This window comes from Streptomyces sp. 5-10 (assembly GCF_014712245.1).
Taxonomy (GTDB): Bacteria; Actinomycetota; Actinomycetes; order Streptomycetales; family Streptomycetaceae; genus Streptomyces; species Streptomyces violaceusniger.
Genome location: NZ_JACVYG010000026.1, coordinates 39,322 through 60,088, shown reverse-complemented (window position 1 = coordinate 60,088; position 20,767 = coordinate 39,322). Strand labels below are relative to the sequence as shown.

22 protein-coding genes are annotated in these 20,767 nt (G+C 70.1%); 11 read left to right on the top strand and 11 right to left on the bottom strand.

The genetic code is table 11. The features are described 5' to 3' along the window. Nucleotides 1-9: 9 nt before the first annotated feature. Nucleotides 10-180: a DUF7196 family protein gene (locus IEJ02_RS26350; RefSeq protein ID WP_191067142.1), complete on the bottom strand. Its 171-nt coding sequence runs from the start codon at nt 178-180 to the stop codon at nt 10-12. A 72-nt stretch (nt 181-252) separates the two neighbouring features. Continuing rightward, nucleotides 253-540 carry a hypothetical protein gene (locus IEJ02_RS26345; RefSeq protein ID WP_191067141.1) on the bottom strand — a complete coding sequence of 96 codons (288 nt, stop codon included), beginning with the start codon at nt 538-540 and terminating at the stop codon, nt 253-255. A gap of 504 nt (nt 541-1,044) precedes the next feature. Between IEJ02_RS26345 and IEJ02_RS26340 the strand changes: the two genes are divergently transcribed. From IEJ02_RS26340 to IEJ02_RS26325, 4 genes are all read left to right on the top strand, one after another. After that, the gene (locus tag IEJ02_RS26340; protein WP_191067140.1) at nt 1,045-2,028 is read left to right on the top strand and encodes an IPT/TIG domain-containing protein; all 984 of its coding nucleotides are present in this window, start codon (nt 1,045-1,047) and stop codon (nt 2,026-2,028) included. Nucleotides 2,029-2,197: 169 nt separating this feature from the next. Beyond that, complete coding sequence (locus tag IEJ02_RS26335) at nt 2,198-2,863, top strand: nitroreductase (protein ID WP_191067139.1); 666 nt, start codon at nt 2,198-2,200, stop codon at nt 2,861-2,863. A gap of 85 nt (nt 2,864-2,948) precedes the next feature. Beyond that, on the top strand, nt 2,949-4,493 hold the full coding sequence (locus IEJ02_RS26330) for an FAD-dependent oxidoreductase (protein WP_223864438.1): 1,545 nt from the start codon (nt 2,949-2,951) through the stop codon (nt 4,491-4,493). A gap of 9 nt (nt 4,494-4,502) precedes the next feature. After that, a complete protein-coding gene (locus tag IEJ02_RS26325) occupies nt 4,503-4,991 on the top strand; it encodes a MarR family winged helix-turn-helix transcriptional regulator (RefSeq protein WP_191067138.1) in 489 nt (162 codons plus the stop codon). A 2-nt stretch (nt 4,992-4,993) separates the two neighbouring features. On the opposite strand, the gene IEJ02_RS26320 is transcribed toward IEJ02_RS26325, so the two are convergent. Next, the gene (locus IEJ02_RS26320) at nt 4,994-5,209 is read right to left on the bottom strand and encodes a DUF397 domain-containing protein (RefSeq protein WP_191067137.1); all 216 of its coding nucleotides are present in this window, start codon (nt 5,207-5,209) and stop codon (nt 4,994-4,996) included. 1 nt (nt 5,210) lies between these two features. Then, complete coding sequence (locus IEJ02_RS26315; RefSeq protein ID WP_370467131.1) at nt 5,211-6,071, bottom strand: helix-turn-helix domain-containing protein; 861 nt, start codon at nt 6,069-6,071, stop codon at nt 5,211-5,213. A 152-nt stretch (nt 6,072-6,223) separates the two neighbouring features. On the opposite strand from IEJ02_RS26315, the gene IEJ02_RS26310 reads away from it, so the two are divergent. After that, nucleotides 6,224-6,727, top strand: a complete 504-nt coding sequence (locus tag IEJ02_RS26310) for an ATP-binding protein (RefSeq protein WP_191067136.1) — start codon at nt 6,224-6,226, stop codon at nt 6,725-6,727. Here IEJ02_RS26310 and IEJ02_RS26305 read toward each other — a convergent pair. The 5 genes from IEJ02_RS26305 to IEJ02_RS26285 form a co-directional block, all read right to left on the bottom strand. Then, nucleotides 6,724-7,377, bottom strand: a complete 654-nt coding sequence (locus tag IEJ02_RS26305; protein ID WP_191067135.1) for a hypothetical protein — start codon at nt 7,375-7,377, stop codon at nt 6,724-6,726. The genes IEJ02_RS26310 and IEJ02_RS26305 overlap by 4 nt on opposite strands. A 101-nt stretch (nt 7,378-7,478) precedes the next feature. Next, nucleotides 7,479-7,733 carry a hypothetical protein gene (locus IEJ02_RS26300; protein WP_263407983.1) on the bottom strand — a complete coding sequence of 85 codons (255 nt, stop codon included), beginning with the start codon at nt 7,731-7,733 and terminating at the stop codon, nt 7,479-7,481. A 177-nt stretch (nt 7,734-7,910) separates the two neighbouring features. Then, a complete protein-coding gene (gene mctP, locus IEJ02_RS26295) occupies nt 7,911-9,524 on the bottom strand; it encodes a monocarboxylate uptake permease MctP (RefSeq protein ID WP_191067134.1) in 1,614 nt (537 codons plus the stop codon). Further along, the gene (locus IEJ02_RS26290; RefSeq protein ID WP_191067133.1) at nt 9,521-9,781 is read right to left on the bottom strand and encodes a DUF3311 domain-containing protein; all 261 of its coding nucleotides are present in this window, start codon (nt 9,779-9,781) and stop codon (nt 9,521-9,523) included. The genes mctP and IEJ02_RS26290 overlap by 4 nt, the downstream gene beginning before the upstream one ends. Before the next feature lie 285 nt (nt 9,782-10,066). Then, nucleotides 10,067-10,861: a GntR family transcriptional regulator gene (locus IEJ02_RS26285; RefSeq protein ID WP_044570136.1), complete on the bottom strand. Its 795-nt coding sequence runs from the start codon at nt 10,859-10,861 to the stop codon at nt 10,067-10,069. Between the two features lie 274 nt (nt 10,862-11,135). On the opposite strand from IEJ02_RS26285, the gene IEJ02_RS26280 reads away from it, so the two are divergent. From IEJ02_RS26280 to IEJ02_RS26255, 6 genes are all read left to right on the top strand, one after another. Then, nucleotides 11,136-12,407: an extracellular solute-binding protein gene (locus IEJ02_RS26280; protein WP_191067132.1), complete on the top strand. Its 1,272-nt coding sequence runs from the start codon at nt 11,136-11,138 to the stop codon at nt 12,405-12,407. A gap of 5 nt (nt 12,408-12,412) precedes the next feature. Beyond that, complete coding sequence (locus tag IEJ02_RS26275) at nt 12,413-13,414, top strand: carbohydrate ABC transporter permease (RefSeq protein WP_191067131.1); 1,002 nt, start codon at nt 12,413-12,415, stop codon at nt 13,412-13,414. Next, nucleotides 13,411-14,241 carry a carbohydrate ABC transporter permease gene (locus IEJ02_RS26270; protein ID WP_191067130.1) on the top strand — a complete coding sequence of 277 codons (831 nt, stop codon included), beginning with the start codon at nt 13,411-13,413 and terminating at the stop codon, nt 14,239-14,241. Before IEJ02_RS26275 ends, IEJ02_RS26270 begins: the two co-directional genes overlap by 4 nt. A gap of 9 nt (nt 14,242-14,250) precedes the next feature. Beyond that, nucleotides 14,251-15,810 carry a glycoside hydrolase family 3 protein gene (locus tag IEJ02_RS26265; RefSeq protein ID WP_191067129.1) on the top strand — a complete coding sequence of 520 codons (1,560 nt, stop codon included), beginning with the start codon at nt 14,251-14,253 and terminating at the stop codon, nt 15,808-15,810. Nucleotides 15,811-15,863: 53 nt separating this feature from the next. Continuing rightward, nucleotides 15,864-16,934: an SIS domain-containing protein gene (locus tag IEJ02_RS26260; RefSeq protein WP_037962906.1), complete on the top strand. Its 1,071-nt coding sequence runs from the start codon at nt 15,864-15,866 to the stop codon at nt 16,932-16,934. A gap of 350 nt (nt 16,935-17,284) precedes the next feature. After that, on the top strand, nt 17,285-18,754 hold the full coding sequence (locus IEJ02_RS26255; protein ID WP_191067128.1) for a sensor histidine kinase: 1,470 nt from the start codon (nt 17,285-17,287) through the stop codon (nt 18,752-18,754). A 181-nt stretch (nt 18,755-18,935) separates the two neighbouring features. On the opposite strand, the gene IEJ02_RS26250 is transcribed toward IEJ02_RS26255, so the two are convergent. After that, on the bottom strand, nt 18,936-19,193 hold the full coding sequence (locus tag IEJ02_RS26250) for a WhiB family transcriptional regulator (RefSeq protein WP_014054815.1): 258 nt from the start codon (nt 19,191-19,193) through the stop codon (nt 18,936-18,938). 319 nt (nt 19,194-19,512) lie between these two features. After that, nucleotides 19,513-20,481 carry a diacylglycerol/lipid kinase family protein gene (locus tag IEJ02_RS26245; RefSeq protein WP_191067127.1) on the bottom strand — a complete coding sequence of 323 codons (969 nt, stop codon included), beginning with the start codon at nt 20,479-20,481 and terminating at the stop codon, nt 19,513-19,515. Between the last annotated feature and the right edge of the window lie 286 nt (nt 20,482-20,767).

The following is a 20,767-nucleotide window of genomic DNA, read 5'->3' as shown; positions in this document are numbered from 1 at the left end:
TCCCCGGCGTCACTGGGTGACGGCGGTGATCACTCCGGTGGAGCCCGCGCGCTGGTTGGCGGCGTCGGCCTCCTGGTAGGTGACGTAGCGCCGGACCGTGCCGTCCGGCAGCGTCAGCTCATAGACGACAACGGGTTGGGGCGGCCATTGGGGTGCGTTTCCGCCGCAGTTGCAGGCCATTGTTCCCTGCCTTTCCCTCGGGACGTTGTGGGGCGTTGTGGAGGGTGTGGGGGGGTGTGGGGGGTGTGGGTGTCAGTCCAGCCACCGCGAGGCGACACCGGCCAAGTAGGAGAGCGTCAGGGCGGTGGCCGGGAGGTCGAACCACGCGGTGGTGTGCAGCAAGGAGGCGTAGGCGGCGATGGCGGCGGCCACCCATGTGCTGGTGCACCAGCCGCAGTTGACCAGGTAGGAGGCGCGGGAGTCGTCGCCGAAACGGTCGGCGACCCAGATCCGGAACCCCGCCGCCAGGGTGTCCTTGGTGATGAAGCGGGTGATCCGGCAGGTGGTGCCGAGGGCGAGAAGGAACGCGGCGAGGCTCATCGGATCGTTTCCTCCCCGGGTGGTCATACGGGGGTCGGCACGGCCGATGTCACGGATGGGTCGGCACTGCCGATGTCACTCATTAGAGGCATGACGAGCGACGGCAAGCCATACCCCTCGGCATGCATTCGCCCGAATAGCCGAGCGCTTGTCATACAAGCTCGGCGCCACACGCGCCCTGATGCGCCAAACGAGTGATGGCCGCCGTGAGGGCCTTGAGCGACGCCGAGGGGCGTGGATAACTGGAAACGTGGCCGGCCGCCGAGGCTGCCCCATACCTCGTCGGCCGTCCCAGGAGCCGGGCGTCCGCCCCGTGGCTTCACCCTCATCCGCGCATCGCCCCGCGCGCCCTTGACCGGCTGCCCGGCAGCTCCCCGTTCCTCCGGTGGCGGCCTGTCCCAGAACCGCGCGGCGACGACGAGGCGTTGACCGGCGGTGTGTGCTCACGTCCGTCGGCACGCCGTCGGCGCACCTCACCCGAACCCTTCCCCGGGAGGACCGACCATGACTTCGACCGCACTCGCGACCGCCGCCGCCAACGCCGCCGCCGCCGCCAACGCCGCCAACACCGCCACCGCCGCCAACGCGGGCTACTGGCCGCCGGTGGGGCCGCCGACGCTGCTCGCCGTGGTGCCCGACTCGGGCCCCGCCGCCGGTGGCAACTACGTCCGGCTGTTCGGCCAGAACCTGCGCGGCGTCACCGGTGTGTCCTTCGGCGGCACGCCCGCCACCATCGTCTACCAGGACAACCCCGGAGGTGGCGGCGGTGGTGGCTGGGGTGGCGGCGGAGGCTGGGGCGGCGGTGGCTGGGGCGGTGGCGGAGGCGGCTGGCCCGGAGGCGGCGGCAACCCCGGCTACGACGGCATCGTGGTGATAGCCCCGCCGCACGCGCCCGGGACCGTCCAGGTCACCGTCACCACCGGCGCCGGGACCAGCAACGGCCTGCCGTACACCTACGTGGCACCGGCCCCGCCCATCGCCATCGCCATCACCCCGACCGTGGGCCCGACCAACGGCGGCACCCTGTACCTGATCACGGGCACCAATCTGACCGGCGTCACCAGCGTCACCTTCGGCGGTAACGCCTCGACCATCCTGGCCATCAACCCCGCCGGGACCACCCTGATCGGCATCACTCCGGCAGGCCCGCCCGCGGGCGGCAACGTCACCGTGACCCTCACCGGCCCCGGCGGCAGCACCAACGTGCCCGGTGGTTTCACCTACTTCGTCCCGCCGCCCGCACCGGTGCCCGTCGCCATCACGCCCGCCACCGGACCCGCCATCGGCGGCACCCCGTTCACCATCACCGGCACCAACCTCGGTGGTGTGCTGGGCGTGCTGTTCAACGGCGCTCCCGCCACCAGCGTGACCGCCACTCCCACGACGGTGGCCGGCGTCACCCCGCCCGGGGTGGTCGGCACCGCGACGGTCACCCTGGTGACGGCCTTCGGCACCGTCACCGTCCCCGGCGGCTTCACCTACGTCTGACNGGTGACGGCCTTCGGCACCGTCACCGTCCCCGGCGGCTTCACCTACGTCTGACCCGCACATCCGGCCGGACCGCGCCGGTCACCGGGCCCCCTTCCGCCGGGGGCCCGGTGACCGGCGATGATGTCTGACCGGTCACCTTTGCTCGGCCCCGGCCGTCAAGGACGACATGGATGTCTACGAAGCGGTCATGAGCCGACGGGCGGTGCGCGGGTTCACGGACGAGCCGGTTCCGAGGGAGGTGCTGGAGCGGGTGCTCTCCGCCGCCGCCCGCTCACCCTCCGGCGGGAACCTCCAGCCGTGGCGGACCTATGTGCTCTCCGGTCCGCCGCTGGCCGAGCTCAAGAAGCGCACCGCCGAGCGGGTGGCCGCGGGGGATCGCGGGGACGAGCGGGAGTACCCGATGTACCCGCCCGAGCTGAGCGGCCCGTACCGCGAGCGCCGCGCCGAGGCCGCCGAGCGGCGGTACGCCGCGCTCGGCATCCCACGGGGCGATCAGCGGGCCCGTCACAGGGCCGTCGCCGCCAACTGGGACTGTTTCGGCGCGCCCGCCGCCCTGTTCTGCTACCTCGACCGCCGTATGGGACCGCCCCAGTGGGTCGACGCCGGGATGTATCTCCAGACCGTCATGGTGCTGCTCCGCGCCGAGGGGCTGCACAGCTGCACCCAGATGGCGTGGTCGGTGTACCGCCGGACCGTCGCGGAGGTCGTGTCGCCCCCGGAGGGGCTGATTCTCTTCTGCGGCATGTCGATCGGCTACGAGGACGTCAGCGTGCCGTACGCCCGCTCGGATCGGGCGCCGCTGGCCGAGACGGTCACCTTTCTCGACGACTAGATCGCGTGTGTAACACACAGATTTACGTCGACTAGCTCGCGCGAGCGCTTGACTGTGCCTCTTCGTCGTGTGCATTCTGCACACGATGAACTTACTCCTGGAAGGCGGAGCCATGCCCCGTACCTCGGAACCCGACGTCCTCATCTGCGGTGCCGGTGCCGCCGGACTGACGCTCGCCATCGACCTCGCCCGCAGAAATGTCGGCTTCCTGCTGATCGACAAGGCGGCCGGGCCCTTCATGGGATCCCGTGGCAAGGGCATCCAGCCCCGCAGCCAGGAGGTGTTCGAGGACCTGGGCGTCATCGACCGCGTCGTGGCCTCCGGCGGGGAGTACCCCGTGCAGCGCTTCTACGCGGACGAGGGGCCGGTCGACCGGCCCGCCATCCGGATGTCCGACCCGACGCCGGAGGAGCCGTACCAGATCCCGCTGCTGGTCCCGCAGTTCCTCACCGAGCGCTGTCTGCGCGAGCGGCTGGCCGAGCTCGGGCACGCCCCGCTCTACGGCCACGAGCTCACCGGCATCGACCAGGACGACGACGGCGTGTCCGCGCGGATCGCCACCCCGACCGGGGAGCGGACCGTGCGCGCCGCCTACCTCGTGGGCGCCGACGGCGGATCGAGCTTCGTCCGCAAGTCCCTGGACATCGGCTTCCCGGGCCGGACGCTCGGCGTGCGGGCCGTCGTCGCCGACGTCCGCGCCGACGGCGTCTCGGCGGACGCCTGGCACCGCTGGGGCCAGGGCACGGACGCGCAGGTGTCGCTGTGCCCGCTGTGCGGCACGGACATGTTCCAGTACCAGGGGCCCGTCCCCTTCGACGTGGACATCGACCTGTCGGCGGCGGGCCTGACCGCCCTCCTCCACGAGCGCACGGGCCGCACCGACATCGTGATCCGCGAGGTGTCCTGGGCCTCCGTCTTCTCGATGAACGCCCGCCTGGCCGACACGTACCGGATCGGCCGGGTGTTCCTGACCGGTGACGCCGCCCACGTCCACCCGCCGACCGGCGGGCAGGGCCTCAACACCAGCGTGCAGGACGCGTACAACCTCGGGTGGAAGCTCGCCGCCGTCCTGGGCGGCGCCCCGGCCTCCCTCCTGGACAGCTACGAGCGGGAGCGCCGCCCGATCGCCGAGGCCGTCCTCGGCCTCTCCGAGCGGCTGCTGGAGGCCGCGAAGAGCCGCTTCGCCAGCCGGGGCCGCGAGGTGAGCCAGCTCGACCTCGGCTATGTGGACTCGCCCCTCACGGTCGCCACGCCGCATCGGGACAAGGGTCCGCTGGCCGGGGAACGCGCCCCCGACGCCCCCGTCACCGGCGCCGGAGGGCTCGACACCCGGCTGTTCGGCCTCTTCCAGGGCCCCCACTGGACCCTGCTGGGCTACGAGGCCGACCGCGCCGCCGCCCCGGCCGTGCGCGAGGGGCTGCGCATCCACACCACCGGCCCGCGTGGCGATCTGCACGACTCCGGGGGCCACGTGCGTGATGCGTACGGCCTGGCGGCCGGGCAGTGGGTGCTCATCCGCCCCGACGGATACATAGCGGCTATCGCCGACACCACGAATCTCCCCACCATCGAGGGCTACCTCGACACCGTCGGGTTGCGCACCGGGGGCGCCTCACCCGGGTGGCGGTAGTCTCTGGCCATGGCCACACGACGCCAGCGGCAGGTCACGCAGCGACGGCTGCATGAATCGATCATCGACCTCATCGCGATCATGAACCAGCCGCACCGGGACGAGATTCTGATCGCCGAAGCGGGCATCCAGCTCGACCGGGCGCTCTTCCCGCTGATCGTGGGCATCCACCGGTTCGCCCCGATCGGCGTGGTCGAGCTCGCCGACCGAGCGGGCCGCGACCACACCACGGTCAGCCGCCAGGTCGCGAAGCTCGCGGAGCTGGGTTTGGTGGAGCGTCGCCCCAGCGCGGAAGATCGCCGCGTGAAGGAAGCCCTCCTCACCGAGGAGGGGCGCCGCGTCATCGACGCGATCGACGCGGCGCGCGGGCGACTCAACCAGCCGGTGTTCGAGCAGTGGAGCGACCGGGACCTGGTGGAGCTGGAACGGCTCATGCGGCGCTACGTGGACGACCTGGTCGGCTGGTCCGCGGCCGAGAAGGCCGCGGACGACCGCTGACCTTACGCCGCTGTGCCGAACGCCGTGCCGAGGTGGTCGAGCTGCCCTGCTTTGGCGCTGCGTATGAGGGCGCCCAGGGCGTTGGGGGTGGTGGTGAGGATGGTGTCGGGTTCGTCGCTTTCGCGGAGCCGGATGGTGGCGTTGTCGGTTGCGGAGACGTACAGGCAGGCGTTGCCTTCCCCGCTGAACGAGGACTTTTGCCAATCGCGAGCGGACAACTCATTCACCTTTCAGGGTGCGGATGATGCTCTTGATGAGATCGCGTGATCGGCTCTCCGGGAGCGCGACCGTTTCCATACGGTCCAGCACGACGCGGTACTTCTCCAACTGGGCCGCTGCGTCAAGAAGTTCGGAGCCATGCTCCGTATCGAGCTGCACGGTGTCCAGTTGTGGGACCTGCCCGGCAGCGTAGAGGATCGACTGCCCCGAGCCAGGAAACGCTCCGGCCTCAAAGGGGATCACGACCACCTTGATGTGGCTGTGCTGGCTCATGTCCAGGATGTGCTGCAACTGCGCCCGTGCCATGTCCGGTCCTCCGAAGCGCATACGCAAAGCGGCCTCATGGACGATGGCCGTAAGCGGCGTGGGCTTGTCCCGGTACAGAATGCCTTGGCGTTTGATGCGATGCGAGACGCGGTGCTCCACCTCTGGTGGAGGCAGCGTCGGTACGACCTGCCGGAAGATCTCGCGGGCGTGCTCGGCCGTCTGAAGCAGGCCGGGGATGTGGGCGATGTACGCCGTACGCAGCGCCACAGCATGGTGTTCGAGCTCGGCCAGATCGAGTAACCCGGTGGGCAGGATTTCCCGGTACTCCTCCCACCAGCCGCGCTTGCGCTGCGCCGCCATGTCGATGAGCGCCGCGATCAAAGCTTCGTCCGCGCAGGAGTAGTTCCGTGCGAGCGCTCGTAACCGGTCCGCGCTCACGCCCAACCGGCTCGCCTCGATATTGCTGATCGTCGTCTGGTTGGTACCGAGCAAGCGCCCGGCCTCGGTCGACGACATCCCAGCGCGTTCACGGAGCCTACGAAGCTCGGTGCCGAGGCGGAGTTGGCGTGCAGTCGGGACGCTTCTCATGGGCATCTGCCGATTCTCTCTGCTCATGCGCAACAGGCGTGTCACTCACACGAGTGGTATATGCACCCCTTTTTCGCTCCGGGGTAAATACCTTAAGGCATGCCGACTACGGTGTGTGCCGGGACACAGCCCAACTCCTCGCACCATACGGAGACTTCATGCCCACCCCTGCGCCGGAAACGCCGGAAAACCCCTGGTCGTACTCGCTCCGCCTGCCCCACGACCCCCGCGCCGCGGCCATCGCCCGCATTACCCTCCGTGCGGTCCTCGCCCGGCACGGGCTGGGCGAACTCACCGACCCCGCGACCCTCGTGGCGAGCGAGATGGTCACCAACGCCTACCGCCACACCACCGGCCCGGCCGAAATGCGCGTCCGCGCCGTGGAGGAGGGGCGTCTGCGGATCAGCGTGTGGGACACCAACCCGGACATCCCGCCGCCCTTCGACAAGCCACCGGCCCTCTTCGACCGCTCGTCCGCCCTCGCGGAGGCCGCCGCGAACACCGAGGCCACCTACGGCCGTGGACTCCTCATCGTCCGGATCTGCGCCGACAACTGGGGCGGTTACGCCCTCGCCGACGAGCTCTTCGGGCGGAGCGGCAAGCTGCTCTGGTTCGAACTCGCGCCGCAGCACTCATGCGACGCCTTCGAGATCGCGGCCTAACGCCCGCCGGGCGTCATGGCCGGTGGGAAGGAGTTCAGCTCCGGCTCTCCGTAGGACTCGTAGGGTTCGTCCTTCTCCTGGCTCGTGTCCGGGTCCATCGCGCAGGGCCCGCCGCTGCCCCCGCTGAGCCGCCGGAACTCCGCCTCCCACGTGATCCCGGTGCTGAAGCCGCCGTCGCGCTCGGCCTTAACGCTCCACTCCTCGAGCTGCTGGTCCTTCCCGAACCGCGTGATGCGCCACCCCTCCGCCTTGAGGTGATCCCGCACCCTGCGCAGCGCGGGCAGCGCCTCCGCCCGGTCCACCTTGCCGATCGACCACCCGTGGATCAGCTGGTACGCGCCCTCCACGGGCGGGTCGGCGAAGCTGAACAGGCCATCTGGGTAGCAGAAGTTGGAGTCGTAGGTGTTGTGGTTGTCGACATCGACGTAGCCGCCTTCCACGGTGCGATCGATGCCGAGCGCGGCGTAGGCGTCCCGGGAGTACCCGGAGAGCTGGCGCGCCCGCTTCTCGGGGTCGACGTCGGGATAGGTGGAGTCGACGCTCGCGTACGCGAGCCCGGCGATTCCGGCCACGGCCAGGGCCAGCACGCTGGTGCACCCGACGCGCCACCCATCGCCGCCCTTTCTGGCGGGTGCCTCACTTTCGGTCATATACCGGACGGTAGGTCTCGGTCCCGGCGGTCCGGATCCGCGCGGCCGCTCAGGGCGGCCTAGGTACCGGTACTCAGGTCAGGGCGTCAGGGCGTCAGGACTCAGGACGTCAGGACGGCCGCGGAGAGGTCGCGCAGATCGTCGAAGGCTTGGAGGAGGTGCGCGTCCAGGCTCCGCGAGGGGTCGTCGAGCCAGGCCCCGGCGGCGTGGTGGAAGGTGGCCCAGCCGGTCTGGGCGGCCAGGTCGGCCAGCCGGTCGGCGACACCGCGCTGCCGCAGGGCCTCCGCCACCGCTTCGGTGAGAGACGCGGCCTTGGCCAGTTCGCGTTCGCGGAGCGTGGGCGTCGCCGGGAACACGGCGACTACCTGGCCGCACCGGCCTCGTGACGCCTGGCCCCGGGCCTCCGGACCCCTTTTTTCCCCCGGGCACCCCCTGGCGTCGGAGCCGTACGCACGGCGAACGGGCCGTCGGCTCCCCGAAGGAGCCGACGGCCCGTTCAGCCGTCATCGTTCGGTGCGGCCCGCCGCCAGGCGTCAGTGGGCGCCCGGGGCGCCCGCCGTGGCGGGCGGGAGGTCGACCTGGACGCCCGGGTCGCCCGCGTCCGCCTTGTAGTCGGCGGAAGACGTCTCGTCCACGCCGTCCGGGGCCTTGACCGCCCGCAGGATCAGTGTCAGGACGACCGTCACCACCACATTGAGCACGAAGGCGGTGAGACCGATGTAGCCGATCTCGCCGATACCGGGCACATCGGCGGTGTTGCCGAAGTGCTTCTGGGTGCCGCTCGGGGTGTCGTACGCCTTCCACGTTCCGTAGACCATGCCGACCGCCCAGCCCGCCAGCAGCGCCCAGCGGTGGAACCAGCGGGTGAACAGGCCGCCCACCAGGGCCGGGAAGGTCTGGAGGATCCAGATCCCGCCCAGCAGCTGGAAGTTGATCGCGACGGTCTTGTCCATGCCCAGCACGAAGATCAGCGCGCCGACCTTCACCAGCAGCGAGACCAGTTTGGAGACCTTGGTCTCCTCCTCGGCCGTGGCGTTCGGCCGCAGGAAGTCCTTGTAGATGTTGCGGGTGAAGAGGTTGGCCGCGGCGATCGACATGATGGCCGCCGGGACCAGCGCGCCGATGCCGATCGCGGCGAAGGCGACGCCCGTGAACCAGTCGGGGAACATGTTCTCGAAGAGCTGCGGGATGGCCAGCTGGCCGTTCTCGACCTTCACCCCGGCGGCGATGGCCATGAAGCCCAGCAGCGCCAGCAGCCCCAGCATCAGCGAGTACAGCGGCAGGATCGTGGTGTTGCGGCGGATCACCTCACGGCTGCGGCTGGAGAGCGTCGCCGTGATCGAGTGCGGATACATGAACAGCGCGAGCGCCGAGCCCAGGGCCAGGGTGCCGTACGCCCATTGCCCCTCCGCCGCGGGTGCGAGCCCGCCCGCGCCGGCCTTGGTGAACTTGTCGTTCGCCGCGCTGAAGATGTCGTCGAAGCCACCCAGTTTGATCGGGATGTAGATGATCGCCACCGCGATGACGATGTAGATCAGGGTGTCCTTGACGAACGCGATCAGCGCGGGGGCGCGCAGACCCGAGGAGTAGGTGTACGCCGCGAGCACGCCGAAGGCGATCAGCAGCGGCAGGTCCTTGATGAACCAGTTGGTGTTCTCCCCGCCGCCGACGCCCATCACGTCCAGCACCGCCTGGATGCCCACCAGCTGGAGGGCGATGTACGGCATGGTGGCGAGGATGCCGGTGATCGCGACGGCCAGCGAAAGACCCTTGGAGCCGAAGCGGCCGCGGACGAAGTCCGAGGTGGTGACGTACCCGTGCTTGTGGGACACCGACCAGAGCCGGGGCAGGAAGGTGAAGATCAGCGGGTAGACCAGGATGGTGTACGGCACCGCGAAGAACCCGGCCGCGCCGGTCGCGTAGATCGCGGCCGGGACGGCGACGAAGGTGTACGCGGTGTACAGGTCGCCGCCGAGCAGGAACCAGGTGATCCAGGTGCCGAAGCTGCGGCCGCCCAGTCCCCACTCGTCGAGGTTGTTGGCGTTCTCGGCGGCGCGCCAGCGCGCGGCCAGGAAGCCCATGACCGTGACGGCCACGAAGAAGAAGATGAAGACGGCGAGCGCGACGCCGTTCACTCCGTCGTTCATGCGGAGTCACCCCCCTTGCGCTCCCGCCGCTCCCGGCGGACCAGGACGTAGGCGACCGAGGTCAGCGCGGCCGAGACCGGCACCCAGAGCATCTGGTACCAGTAGAAGAACGGGATCCCGATGAAGGTCGGCTCGACCTTGCCGTACGAACCGACCCAGAGCATCCCGACGAACGGGGCGATCAGGCACAGAGCGGCCACGACGCGCGCGGGCGTCACGACCGGTCTCCTGCCGGGTGCAGCGGACGTGTCTGACATGTGGCGGGCTCCAGTCCCCTCGGCTCATCTCCTGCGGCACGGTCGATCACCTGGATCACAGCTGATCATTTGTGTAATGCGCAGGAAATCTAAGCCCGGGGCCCGGCGGTCGTCACTACCCGTCCGTATATCGGTATGAGAAAGATAGCCGGTCAGCCGTAGCACGGCCCGGCCGGTGGCGCGGTCCCGCCGTGGCGAGGCTCAGTCGCGGCGCGGCACCTGCCGTAGCGCGGATCGGCCGGTGGCCCGGCTCAGCCGGTAGCGCTTCTCAGCCGGTAGCGCTTCTCAGTCGTTCGGCCGCTGGAGCCGCGCCACGAACTTGTAGCGGTCCCCGCGGTAGACCGACCGCACCCACTCCACCGGCTCCCCGGACGCGTCCCGCGAGTGCCGCGAGAGCATCAGCATCGGCAGCCCCACGTCCGTGCCCAGCAGCCCCGCCTCGCGCGGGGTGGCCAGCGAGGTCTCGATGGTCTCCTCGGCCTCGGCCAGCCGGACGTCGTACACCTCGGCCAGTGCCGTGTACAGCGAGGTGTACTTCACCAGGCTGCGGCGCAGCGCGGGGAAGCGCTTGGCGGACAGGTGGGTGGTCTCGATGGCCATCGGCTCCCCGCTGGCCAGCCGCAGCCGCTCGATGCGCAGCACCCGCCCGCCGGCGGCGATGTCCAGCAGTCCGGAGAGCCGGTCGTCGGCGGTGACATAGCCGATGTCCAGCAGCTGGGAGGTGGGCTCCAGGCCCTGGGCCTTCATGTCCTCGGTGTACGAGGTGAGTTGCAGCGCCTGGGAGACCTTGGGCTTGGCCACGAACGTGCCCTTGCCCTGGATCCGCTCCAGGCGCCCCTCGACGACCAGTTCCTGGAGCGCCTGGCGCACGGTGGTGCGCGAGGTGTCGAACTCCGCGGCCAGGGTGCGCTCCGGTGGGACCGGGGTGCCCGGTGGCAGGGTCTCGGTCATCTCCAGCAAGTGGCGCTTGAGGCGGTAGTACTTCGGGACGCGCGCGGTGCGTGCCCCATTGGAGCCGTTGCCGTCGCTCTCGGCCGTCGTGGTGGCCGCCGCTGCCGCCGTTGCCCCCTCGGTGTCCATCGCGCGCCCTTCCGACTCCTGGTCCGCTGCCGTCACCGGCGTCCACCGCCGTCACCGGTCTCTTGAATTCCGGTCTCTTGAAATCCAGCGCCTCACATCGTGGCACGGTCCCGGCTCCGGGCGGCCGCTCGGTCCGGATGTCGGGAAGTGTCGGTCCGGTAACGGAGCCGCCGGTGACTCTTATACACCCTTGACACCCCAAAAGGTCTAGGCCAAGCTGCGGGCACTGGTCTGGACCATTAAACCCCTGATCCGGCCTTCTGAGGAGAGTGCTGTGAAGCGTGGGCTCATAGCGGCGACGGGTGTCGCGGCAATGCTGGTATCCGTCGCGGCCTGTGGGTCCGACGGCGATGACGACAAGGCCGGAGCGGACGGTTTCAAGGGGCAGACGCTCACCGTCTGGGCGATGGACGGCTCCACGCCGGACGGCTGGACGAAGGATGTCAAGGCCGCTTTCGAGAAGAAAACCGGCGCCAAGCTGAAGCTGGAGATCCAGCAGTGGAACGGCATTCAGCAGAAGGTGACCACCGCGCTCTCGGAGTCCGACCCGCCGGATGTGCTGGAGATCGGCAACACCCAGACCCCGTCCTACGCGCAGACCGGCGGACTGGCCGAACTCGGTGACCTGAAGAAGTCGATCGGCGCCGACTGGTCGGAGTCGATCAACAAGTCCGCGGTCTACGACGGCAAGCAGTACGCGGCGCCGTGGTACGCGGCCAACCGGGTCGTCCTCTACAACAAGAAGATCTGGGCCGAGGCGGGGATCAAGGACACCCCCAAGACCCGTACCGAGTTCTTCCGCGACCTCGACACCATCGAGAAGAAGACCGACGCCGAGCCGATCTACCTCCCGGGCCAGAACTGGTACTTCTTCGACGGGCTGACCATCGGCACCGGCGCCGACCTCGTAAGGAAGGACGGCGACAAGTGGGTCTCCAACCTCGCCGACCCCAAGGTCGGCAAGGCCATGGACATCTACAAGCAGTACCAGTCCTTCAGCAAGGCCCCCAAGGACAAGGACGAGGCCACCCCGCAGCAGGGCGAGATCTTCGCCAAGGGCAAGACCGGCGCCTTCATCGGCATGGGCTGGGAAGCCGGGATCGCCATCAAGGCCAACCCGAAGATCGAGAAGGACATCGGCTACTTCACCATCCCGGGCGAGACCGCGGGCAAGCCCGAGGGCGTCTTCCTCGGCGGCTCCAACCTCGCGATCGCCGCGGGCAGCGAAAAGCAGGAACTGGCCAAGGAGTTCCTGAAGATCGCGCTGAATGACACCTACGAGGGACAGCTCGCCGAGGAAGCCGGTGTCATCCCCAACAAGGAATCGCTCCAGGCGCGGCTCAAGGGCAACCCCGCCGCGCAGGCGGCCGCCCCGGCCGCCGCGACCGGCGGCACCACCCCGCTGATCCCCGAATGGGCCGCGGTGGAGAACGCCCCGAACCCCGTCAAGACCTACATGACCGCCGTGCTCACCGGTAAGTCGCCCGCCGAGGCGGCCAAGTCGGTCGAGGGCGAGCTGAACAAGCGCCTCAGCCAGGAGCGTTGAACCCGATGGCGGTAGCGACCGAACGCCAGGACCCCGGCCCGGCGGCGGCCGGGGCCCGCCGGGGCGGGGCACCGCCGGGCCCCCGCCGCCCGGCCCCGGGCCCCGCCGGGCGCGCACGGCTGACCGGCGCCGCCCCGTACCTCCTGCTGCTGCCCGCGCTGGCGGCGACCGCGCTGCTGCTGGGCTGGCCGCTGGTCAAGGACGGCCTGCTGTCGTTCCAGAACCTCAATATGCGGCAGCTGATCCAGCACCTCACCGAGTGGAACGGGGTCGACAACTACCGCGAGACGCTGACCAGCGAGGACTTCTGGCGGGTCACCCTGCGGTCGGTGATCTTCACCGCGGTCAACGTCGTGCTGATCATGCTGCTGGGCACCCTGGTCGGACTGCTGCTGGCCCGCCTCGGCAGCACGATGCGGCTGCTGCTCTCGGTCGGTCTGGTGCTGGCCTGGGCCATGCCGACCATCGCCGCCACCACCGTCTTCCAGTGGCTCTTCGCCACCCGCTTCGGGGTGGTCAACTGGGTGCTGGACGCCCTCGGCTGGCACTCCATGGCGCACTACAACTGGACCGGCGGCCAGTTCTCCACGTTCTTCGTCATCACCGTGCTGATCGTCTGGCAGTCGATCCCCTTCGTGGCGATCAACCTCTACGCCGCGACCACCACCATCCCCGGCGAGCTCTACGAGGCGGCCGCGCTCGACGGCGCCGGCGGCTGGAAGAGCTTCACCTCGGTGACCTTCCCCTTCCTCAAGCCGTTCCTGCTGGCCACGACGTTCCTCGAAGTCATCTGGGTCTTCAAGGCGTTCGCCCAGGTCTTCGCGATCAACGAGGGCGGCCCCGACCGGCTCACCGAAACCCTCCCCGTCTACGCCTTCATCGAGGGCGTCGGCAACCAGCACTACGGCATGGGCGCCGCGATCTCGCTGCTGACCATCGCGGTCCTGCTGGCGCTGACCTCCTATTACCTCCGGATCGTGCTCAGGCAAGAGGAGGACGAGCTGTGAAGCGCTCGCCGCTCGCCCGGCTGTGGCCCAACGCGACCGCCGTCGTGCTCTTTCTCGGCTTCGTGTTCCCCGTCTACTGGATGTTCACCACGGCCCTCAAGCCGACCTCGGACATCATCTCCGAGGACCCGGTGTGGTTCCCGACCGGAGCCACCCTCGAACACTTCCAGAAGGCCGTGGAGGCCGAGAACTTCTGGACCCTGGTCGGCAACTCGCTCACCGTCACCCTCTCGGCGGTCGGCCTCTCCCTGCTGATCGCGCTGCTCGCGTCGTTCGCCCTGGCCCGGATGCGGTTCAAGGGGCGCCGCGGCTTCCTGGTGACCTTCATGATCGCGCAGATGGCGCCCTGGGAGGTCCTGGTCATCGCCATCTACATGCTGGTGCGCGACGGCGACATGCTGAACAGCCTGCTCCCGCTCACCCTCTTCTACATGGTCATGGTGCTGCCCTTCACCATCCTCACGCTCCGCTCCTACGTGGCCGCGATCCCCAAGGAGCTGGAGGAGTCGGCGATGGTGGACGGCTGCACCCGTCCGCAGGCGTTCCTCCGGGTGATCTTCCCGCTGCTGGCCCCCGGCCTGATGGCCACCTCGCTCTTCGGCTTCATCACGGCCTGGAACGAATTCCCGCTCGTGCTCATCCTGAACAAGGACCCGGGCGCCCAGACGCTTCCGCTGTGGCTGTCCAGCTTCCAGACCGCCTTCGGCGACGACTGGGGTGCCACCATGGCGGCGGCGTCGCTGTTCGCCATCCCGATCCTGCTCCTGTTCCTGTTTCTGCAACGCAAGGCGGTCGGTGGGCTCACTTCCGGCGCTGTGAAGGGATGATCCCGGTTTATGACGACCCTCGCACACGACTCGGCCACCCTCACCCGCGACGCTCTCACCGTTCTCCAGCCCGGCTTCACCGGAACCACCGCCCCCGACTGGGTGCTGCGGCGGCTCGGCGAGGGGCTCGCCTCCGTCGGCCTGTTCGGCCGGAACATCGCCACGCCCGAGCAGCTGGGCGCCCTCACCGCCCAGCTGCGCGCCGAGCGTGACGACGTCCTGGTGGCGATCGACGAGGAGGGCGGCGACGTCACCCGGCTGGAGGTGCGCACCGGCTCCTCCTTCCCCGGCAACCTCGCGCTCGGCGCCGTCGACGACCCGGAGCTGACCCGCGCCGTCGCCCGCGAGTTGGGCCGCCGCCTCGCCGAATGCGGCGTCAACCTCAACTGGGCGCCCTCCGCCGACGTCAACTCCAACCCCGGCAACCCCGTCATCGGCGTGCGCTCCTTCGGCGCCGAGCCGGGGCTCGTGGCCCGGCACACCGCCGCGTACATCGAGGGCCTTCAGGGCGCCGGGGTGGCCGCCTGCACCAAGCACTTCCCCGGCCACGGCGACACCGCCGTCGACTCCCACCACTCCCTGCCGCGCATCGACGCCGGTCTGGACACCCTGACCGCCCGCGAACTGGTGCCCTTCCGCGCCGCCGTCGCCGCCGGGACCAAGGCCGTGATGAGCGCGCACATCCTGCTGCCCGCGCTCGACCCCGACCTGCCCGCCACCCTCAGCCCCGCCGCGCTGCACGGCCTGCTGCGCCGGCCCGTGGCCGACGGCGGACTCGGCTTCGACGGGATGATCGTCACCGACGGCATGGAGATGCGGGCCATCGCCGACGCGTACGGCATCGAGCGCGGCAGCGTCCTGGCGATCGCCGCGGGCGCCGACGCCATCTGCGTGGGCGGCGGACTCGCCGACGAGGGCACCGTGCTGCGGCTGCGCGACGCGCTGGTCAGCGCCGTCATCGAGGGGCGGCTGGCGGAGGAGCGGCTGGCCGAGGCGGCGGCGCGGGTGCGCGCCCTGGGGGAGTGGACGCGGCGCTCCGGAGGACCGCGCGCGGCGCACGGCATCGAGCCCGCCGCGGGGGTGGGGCTCGCCGCCGCGCGCCGCGCGCTCAGAGTCACCCCGGCCGGGACCTCGTACGAGCCCGTGACCGGACCCGCCTACGTGGCCACCTTCACCCCGGTGGCCAACATCGCCGTCGGCGAGGAGACCCCCTGGGGCGTCGGCGCCGAACTGGCCCGGCTGCGCCCCGGCACCGGGGCAGCCACCTACGGGCGGCAGGACGCCGAGGCCCGGGGCGTCCACGGCCTGATCGAAAATATGCTCGACACCGCGGGGGACCGTAGGATCGTCGCTGTGGTCCGCGATGTCCACCGCCACCCCTGGATGGCCGACGCGCTGGACGCCCTGCTCACCGCCCGGCCGGAGACGGTCGTCGTGGAGATGGGGGTGCCCCAGGCGCCGCCCGCCGGGGCGCCGCACATCGCGACCCACGGCGCCGCCCGGGTGTGTGGACGGGCGGCCGCGGAAGTGATCGTCGGCAACGGCGCCGGTGACCACCCCGGGGACTGACCCCTCAGCCCCCTCGGCCCAGCCCGGCAAAGAGCCACCTGGAGGCACCCAGCATGTCCGCCACGACGACGGCCCAGCGCAGCGACCAGCCGGGCCGGATCATGTCCGGCGAGATGGCCGAGCAGCCCGCCGTGCTGCGCCGCATCCTCGACCAGGGCGCCCCGAGGATCCGCGAGGTCGCGGAGCGGATCGCCGCCCGCAACCCGCGCTTCGTCCTGCTCACCGCCCGGGGCACCTCGGACAACGCGGCGCTGTACGCGAAGTACCTGCTCGAGGTGTTGCTCGGCAAGCCGTGCGGACTGACCTCCATGTCCACCACCACCGCGTACGGCGCCCAGCCGGACCTCACCGACGTCCTGGTGATCACCGTCAGCCAGTCCGGCGGCTCCCCCGACCTGGTGGCCTCCACCGAGGCCGCCCGCGCGGCCGGTGCGATCACCCTCGCGGTGACCAACAACGCCGACTCGCCGCTCGCGGCCGTCTCCGAATTCCACATCGACGTCCTGGCCGGGCCGGAGAAGGCGCTGCCCGCGACCAAGACCTACACCGCCGAACTGCTCGCCCTCTACCTCTTCGTGGAGGGGCTGCGCGGCGGCGACGGCGCGGCCGCCAAGGTGCTGCCCGACCTCGCCCAGCAGATCCTCGACCGCCAGGATGAGGTCCGGCAGCTCGCGGCGCGCTATCGCTTCGCCGAGCGGATGGTCCTCACCTCCCGGGGCTACGGCTACCCGACCGCCAAGGAAGCCGCCCTGAAGCTGATGGAGACCAGCTACATCCCGGCGCTCTCCTACTCGGGCGCCGATCTGCTGCACGGCCCGCTGGCCATGGTCGACAACATCTCGCCGGTGATCGCGATCGTCACCGAGGGCAAGGGCGGCCAGGCGCTGCAGCCGGTCCTGGAGCGGCTGCGCGGCCGGGGCGCGGACCTGGTGGTCATCGGCAGCGCGTCGGAGGTGGAGCGGGCCTCGGCGGGGTTCGCCCTGCCGACGGACGGGGTCGCCGAGGAGGTCCAGCCGATCCTGGAGATCCTGCCGCTGCAGATGCTGGCGTACGAGGTGACGATCGCGCGCGGGCAGGACCCGGACGCGCCGCGGGCGCTGGCGAAGGTGACGGAGACGCGCTGAGTCACGGAGAACCGCTGAGTCACGGCGATCCGCTGAGGCACACGGAAAAGGCTCCCGCGGCCTTCGGCGAGGCGCGGGAGCCCTTGTGTGACACCCGCGGGCCGCGGCGCCAGGGCGGGACCCTCAACCCGCCCGGCACCGCAGCCCGGAGTTGCGTCGGCCGAGCGGCCGACCTGAGGACTCCCGGGCGGTCAGGGCAGAGCGCTCCGGGTCCCTCGATCCGCCCTCCTGTGCGGGGAGAGCGGAAGATCGCAGTGCTCGATATTCTGGACTAGACCACTGCTGTCTGTCCATGCTTATGCGCGAATAGGCTAATCCACAGGTGAGGGTAGGCTCACAACGTGCCCTCCATGAACGACCTCGTCCGCCAGCACACCGCACTCGACGATTCCGACCTCGAGTGGCTCCACCTGCTGGTCTCGGAGTGGCAGCTGCTCTCCGACCTCTCGTTCGCCGATCTGGTGCTGTGGGTCCCCACCAGCGACGGCACCCGGTACGTCTCCGTGGCCCAGATGCGGCCGAACACCGGGCCCACCTCCTACCAGGACGACATGGTCGGCCATCTCGTCCCCCGCGGCCGCCGCCCCATGCTGGACGCCGCCCTGGACGAGGGCCGGATCGTCCGGGAGGGCGACCCCGAGTGGCGCGAGGAGGTGCCGGTCCGGGTGGAGTCCATCCCGGTCCGGCGGGAGAGCCGGGTCCTCGGCGTGATCGCGCGGAACACCAATCTGCTGACCGTACGGACCCCCAGCCGGCTGGAGCTCACCTACCTCCAGAGCGCGTCCGACCTCGCCCAGATGATCGCCGCGGGATCGTTTCCGTTCCCCAACCAGCAGGTCGACATGGACGCCTCACCGCGCGCGGGCGACGGGCTGATCCGGCTCGACGCGGACGGGGTGGTCCAGTACGCGAGTCCCAACGCGCTCTCCGCCTACCACCGGCTGGGCCTCGCCGCCGATCTCGTCGGCCACCACCTGGGCAAGACCACCGCCGAACTCGCGCCGGTGCGCGGCCCGGTGGACGAGGCGCTGGTCAAACTGGCCAGCGGCTGGGCGCCCCGGGAGTTCGAGGTCGAGGGCGGCGACGGGGTCATCCAGCTGCGGGCCATTCCGCTCAAGCCCAAGGGGCTGCACATCGGCTCGCTGGTGCTGCTGCGGGACGTCACCGAACTGCGACGCCGCGAGCGCGAGTTGATCACCAAGGACGCCACCATCCGGGAGATCCACCACCGGGTGAAGAACAACCTCCAGACGGTGGCGGCCCTGTTGCGGCTCCAGGCCCGCCGCATGGACTCGGCGCAGGGGCGGGAGGCGCTCAACGAGGCGGTGCGCAGGGTCGGCTCGATCGCCATCGTCCATGAGACCCTCTCGCAGAACCTCGACGAGCGGGTCGAGTTCGACGACATAGCCGACCGGGTGCTGGCGATGGTGGCCGAGATATCGCCCGGCAAGGTGACCGGCCGCCGTACCGGGCGGTTCGGCATCCTCGACGCCGAGGTGGCCACCCCGCTGTCCATGGTCCTCACCGAGGTGCTGCAGAACGCGCTGGAGCACGGCTTCGGTCCTGGGGAGCAGGGCACGGTCGAGGTCTCGGCGGTGCGCGGGGGCGGCGGTGAGGAGAGCCGGCTGGTGGTGGTCGTCCAGGACGACGGGCGCGGGCTGCCGGAGGGGTTCGCCCCTCAGCGGGACGGAAACCTGGGGCTTCAGATCGTCCGCACCCTGGTGGAGGGGGAGCTGGGCGGGACGTTCGACATGGTGCCCGCGCCGGAGCGCGGCACCCGGGTGATGCTGGACTTCCCGGTGGGTGCCGAGAAGCACTGATGTGCTGAACACATCCTTGTCGGGATTGTTATCGGGATTGTTATCGGGACCGTTGTCGGGATCGTTATGAGCCCGGAAAGCACTGAGCCCCGGACCCATCTGGTCCGGGGCTCAAAGCTCATGATGCTGTGCGCATGGGGGTTACTACGCGCTGCGGCTCGGGGGCCACGGGGTGCGGGCTTCAGGCGCTGGCGTTGCGTGCCCGGTTGCGAGCGGCACGGCGCTTCATGGCGCGGCGCTCGTCCTCGCTCATTCCACCCCAGACGCCGGAGTCCTGGCCGGACTCAAGCGCCCACTGCAGGCACTGCTCCATGACGGGGCAGCGGCGGCAGACGGCCTTGGCTTCCTCGATCTGCAGCAGCGCAGGACCGGTGTTGCCGATGGGGAAGAACAGCTCGGGGTCTTCCTCGCGGCAAACGGCGTTGTGACGCCAGTCCATGGCTGCTCCATCTCCTCGTATTGCGGGCTCGTTGCTTGTGAATGTGAACGCTTTCACGAATCCCCCCGCAAGGGTAGGGCCGCCGAACCAGTTGGGGCTGGTGCGGTCCTGTGGAATGAGGAGGGGGTTCGGGCTCTCAAGGGGGCCTTTCAGAAGGCCGTCCCGATCGCCAAGAAGAGACTCGCAAACCTCGGCGGCGGATACAACCCCTTCCGGAAAGTTTTTTTTGATTCCTTGGTGTCGGCTCGATCACAGCCGTACTTCCGGTGGGTGGAGTCCAGGCTAAACGTTCGACTGGAAGGACTTTTTGCGGTCTCACTCACACAATCACACGCAGTGCACGGCGTACGCCTGTGAACGTCACGCTCGTACGCAGTCCCAGGTGGTCACCGTCCATCTGGAACGGCAGTGGCGCCTGGGATTGCAAGGTGAAGTCCTCCAGATCGTGGAGGGCTACCACATGCTTGCCGCGGGGGCCGCGCTCGGGCGTCGACATCAGCAGCTGGGTCGCGTAGCGGGTCATCGCAGGGGCCGACAGCTTGGCGAGTCCCAGCACGTCGAGGGCGGTGTCGAAGGACGCCTGGGGCGCCGCGTAGACCGGGCGGTTGCCCAGAAAGGTCCACGGGGAGGTGTTGCAGACTATGGACAGCGCCAGCTCCTCGATCGGGTCCTCGCCCGGCCGCCCGATGGTGATGGTGCCCTGCCGCCGGTGCGGCTCCCCCATGAACTGCCGCACCATCTGCCGTATGTAGAGGGCGTGGGTGGACCGCTTGCCGCGCTCGCGCTGCTGCTCGACCCGGCCGATGACGCTCGCGTCGAAGCCGAGCCCGGCGCAGAAGGTGAACCAGCGGGCCGGGACCGACTCGTCCCGGGTGCCCGGGGTGCCGCCCGCGAGCCCGAGGCCCACGGTGCGCTCGGTGCCGTCTCTCAATGCGTCCAGCAGGGCGCCGGTCGCCTCGACGGCGTCATTGGGCAGCCCGAGCGCGCGGGCGAAGACATTGGTGGAGCCGCCGGGCACGACCGCGAGCCGGGGCAACTCCTGCGGGGCGGGGCCATGGTGCAGCAGTCCGTTGACGACCTCGTTGACGGTGCCGTCGCCGCCGAACGCCACGACCAGTTCATGAGTGCCGCCGTCGACCGCGCGCCGGGCCAGGTCGCGGGCGTGCCCCCGGTACTCCGTGGTCGCCACGTCCAGCTTCAGATCGCTGGCGAGCGCGTGGAACAGAACATCCCGGGTGCGGGCACTGGTGGTGGTTGCTGCCGGGTTGACCACGAGGAGTGCGCGCATGCGCGCCAGCCTACCCATCCGGGACAACCGGCCCCAGGGGGGTAGGGTACGGGCGCCTCGGGGGCGGCTAGGCTGCTGGGGTGAGCAGTAAGAAGTCCGCTACCGCGAAGTCCGCTACCGCGAAGAAGGCGCAGAGGGCCACGGCGCGGAAGGCTGCGGGTCGGCCGGACGCTGGGGCCGCCAAGGCGGCCGACGCTGCCGGTACCGCGAAGGCGACCGGTACCGCGAAGGCGACCGGTGCCGCCAAGGCGACCGGTGCCGCCAAGGCGACCGGTGCCGCTGGTGC

Coding starts and splice junctions, on each gene's coding strand:
- IEJ02_RS26275 (WP_191067131.1), top strand. CDS start 12,413: ATGGCGGTAGCGACCGAACGCCAGGACCCCGGCCCGGCGGCGGCCGGG.
- IEJ02_RS26340 (WP_191067140.1), top strand. CDS start 1,045: ATGACTTCGACCGCACTCGCGACCGCCGCCGCCAACGCCGCCGCCGCC.
- mctP (WP_191067134.1), bottom strand. CDS start 9,524: ATGAACGACGGAGTGAACGGCGTCGCGCTCGCCGTCTTCATCTTCTTC.
- IEJ02_RS26285 (WP_044570136.1), bottom strand. CDS start 10,861: ATGGACACCGAGGGGGCAACGGCGGCAGCGGCGGCCACCACGACGGCC.
- IEJ02_RS26290 (WP_191067133.1), bottom strand. CDS start 9,781: ATGTCAGACACGTCCGCTGCACCCGGCAGGAGACCGGTCGTGACGCCC.
- IEJ02_RS26335 (WP_191067139.1), top strand. CDS start 2,198: ATGGATGTCTACGAAGCGGTCATGAGCCGACGGGCGGTGCGCGGGTTC.
- IEJ02_RS26265 (WP_191067129.1), top strand. CDS start 14,251: ATGACGACCCTCGCACACGACTCGGCCACCCTCACCCGCGACGCTCTC.
- IEJ02_RS26315 (WP_370467131.1), bottom strand. CDS start 6,071: ATGCCCATGAGAAGCGTCCCGACTGCACGCCAACTCCGCCTCGGCACC.
- IEJ02_RS26350 (WP_191067142.1), bottom strand. CDS start 180: ATGGCCTGCAACTGCGGCGGAAACGCACCCCAATGGCCGCCCCAACCC.
- IEJ02_RS26345 (WP_191067141.1), bottom strand. CDS start 540: ATGAGCCTCGCCGCGTTCCTTCTCGCCCTCGGCACCACCTGCCGGATC.
- IEJ02_RS26245 (WP_191067127.1), bottom strand. CDS start 20,481: ATGCGCGCACTCCTCGTGGTCAACCCGGCAGCAACCACCACCAGTGCC.
- IEJ02_RS26255 (WP_191067128.1), top strand. CDS start 17,285: ATGAACGACCTCGTCCGCCAGCACACCGCACTCGACGATTCCGACCTC.
- IEJ02_RS26325 (WP_191067138.1), top strand. CDS start 4,503: ATGGCCACACGACGCCAGCGGCAGGTCACGCAGCGACGGCTGCATGAA.
- IEJ02_RS26305 (WP_191067135.1), bottom strand. CDS start 7,377: ATGACCGAAAGTGAGGCACCCGCCAGAAAGGGCGGCGATGGGTGGCGC.
- IEJ02_RS26330 (WP_223864438.1), top strand. CDS start 2,949: ATGAACTTACTCCTGGAAGGCGGAGCCATGCCCCGTACCTCGGAACCC.
- IEJ02_RS26310 (WP_191067136.1), top strand. CDS start 6,224: ATGCCCACCCCTGCGCCGGAAACGCCGGAAAACCCCTGGTCGTACTCG.
- IEJ02_RS26250 (WP_014054815.1), bottom strand. CDS start 19,193: ATGGACTGGCGTCACAACGCCGTTTGCCGCGAGGAAGACCCCGAGCTG.
- IEJ02_RS26260 (WP_037962906.1), top strand. CDS start 15,864: ATGTCCGCCACGACGACGGCCCAGCGCAGCGACCAGCCGGGCCGGATC.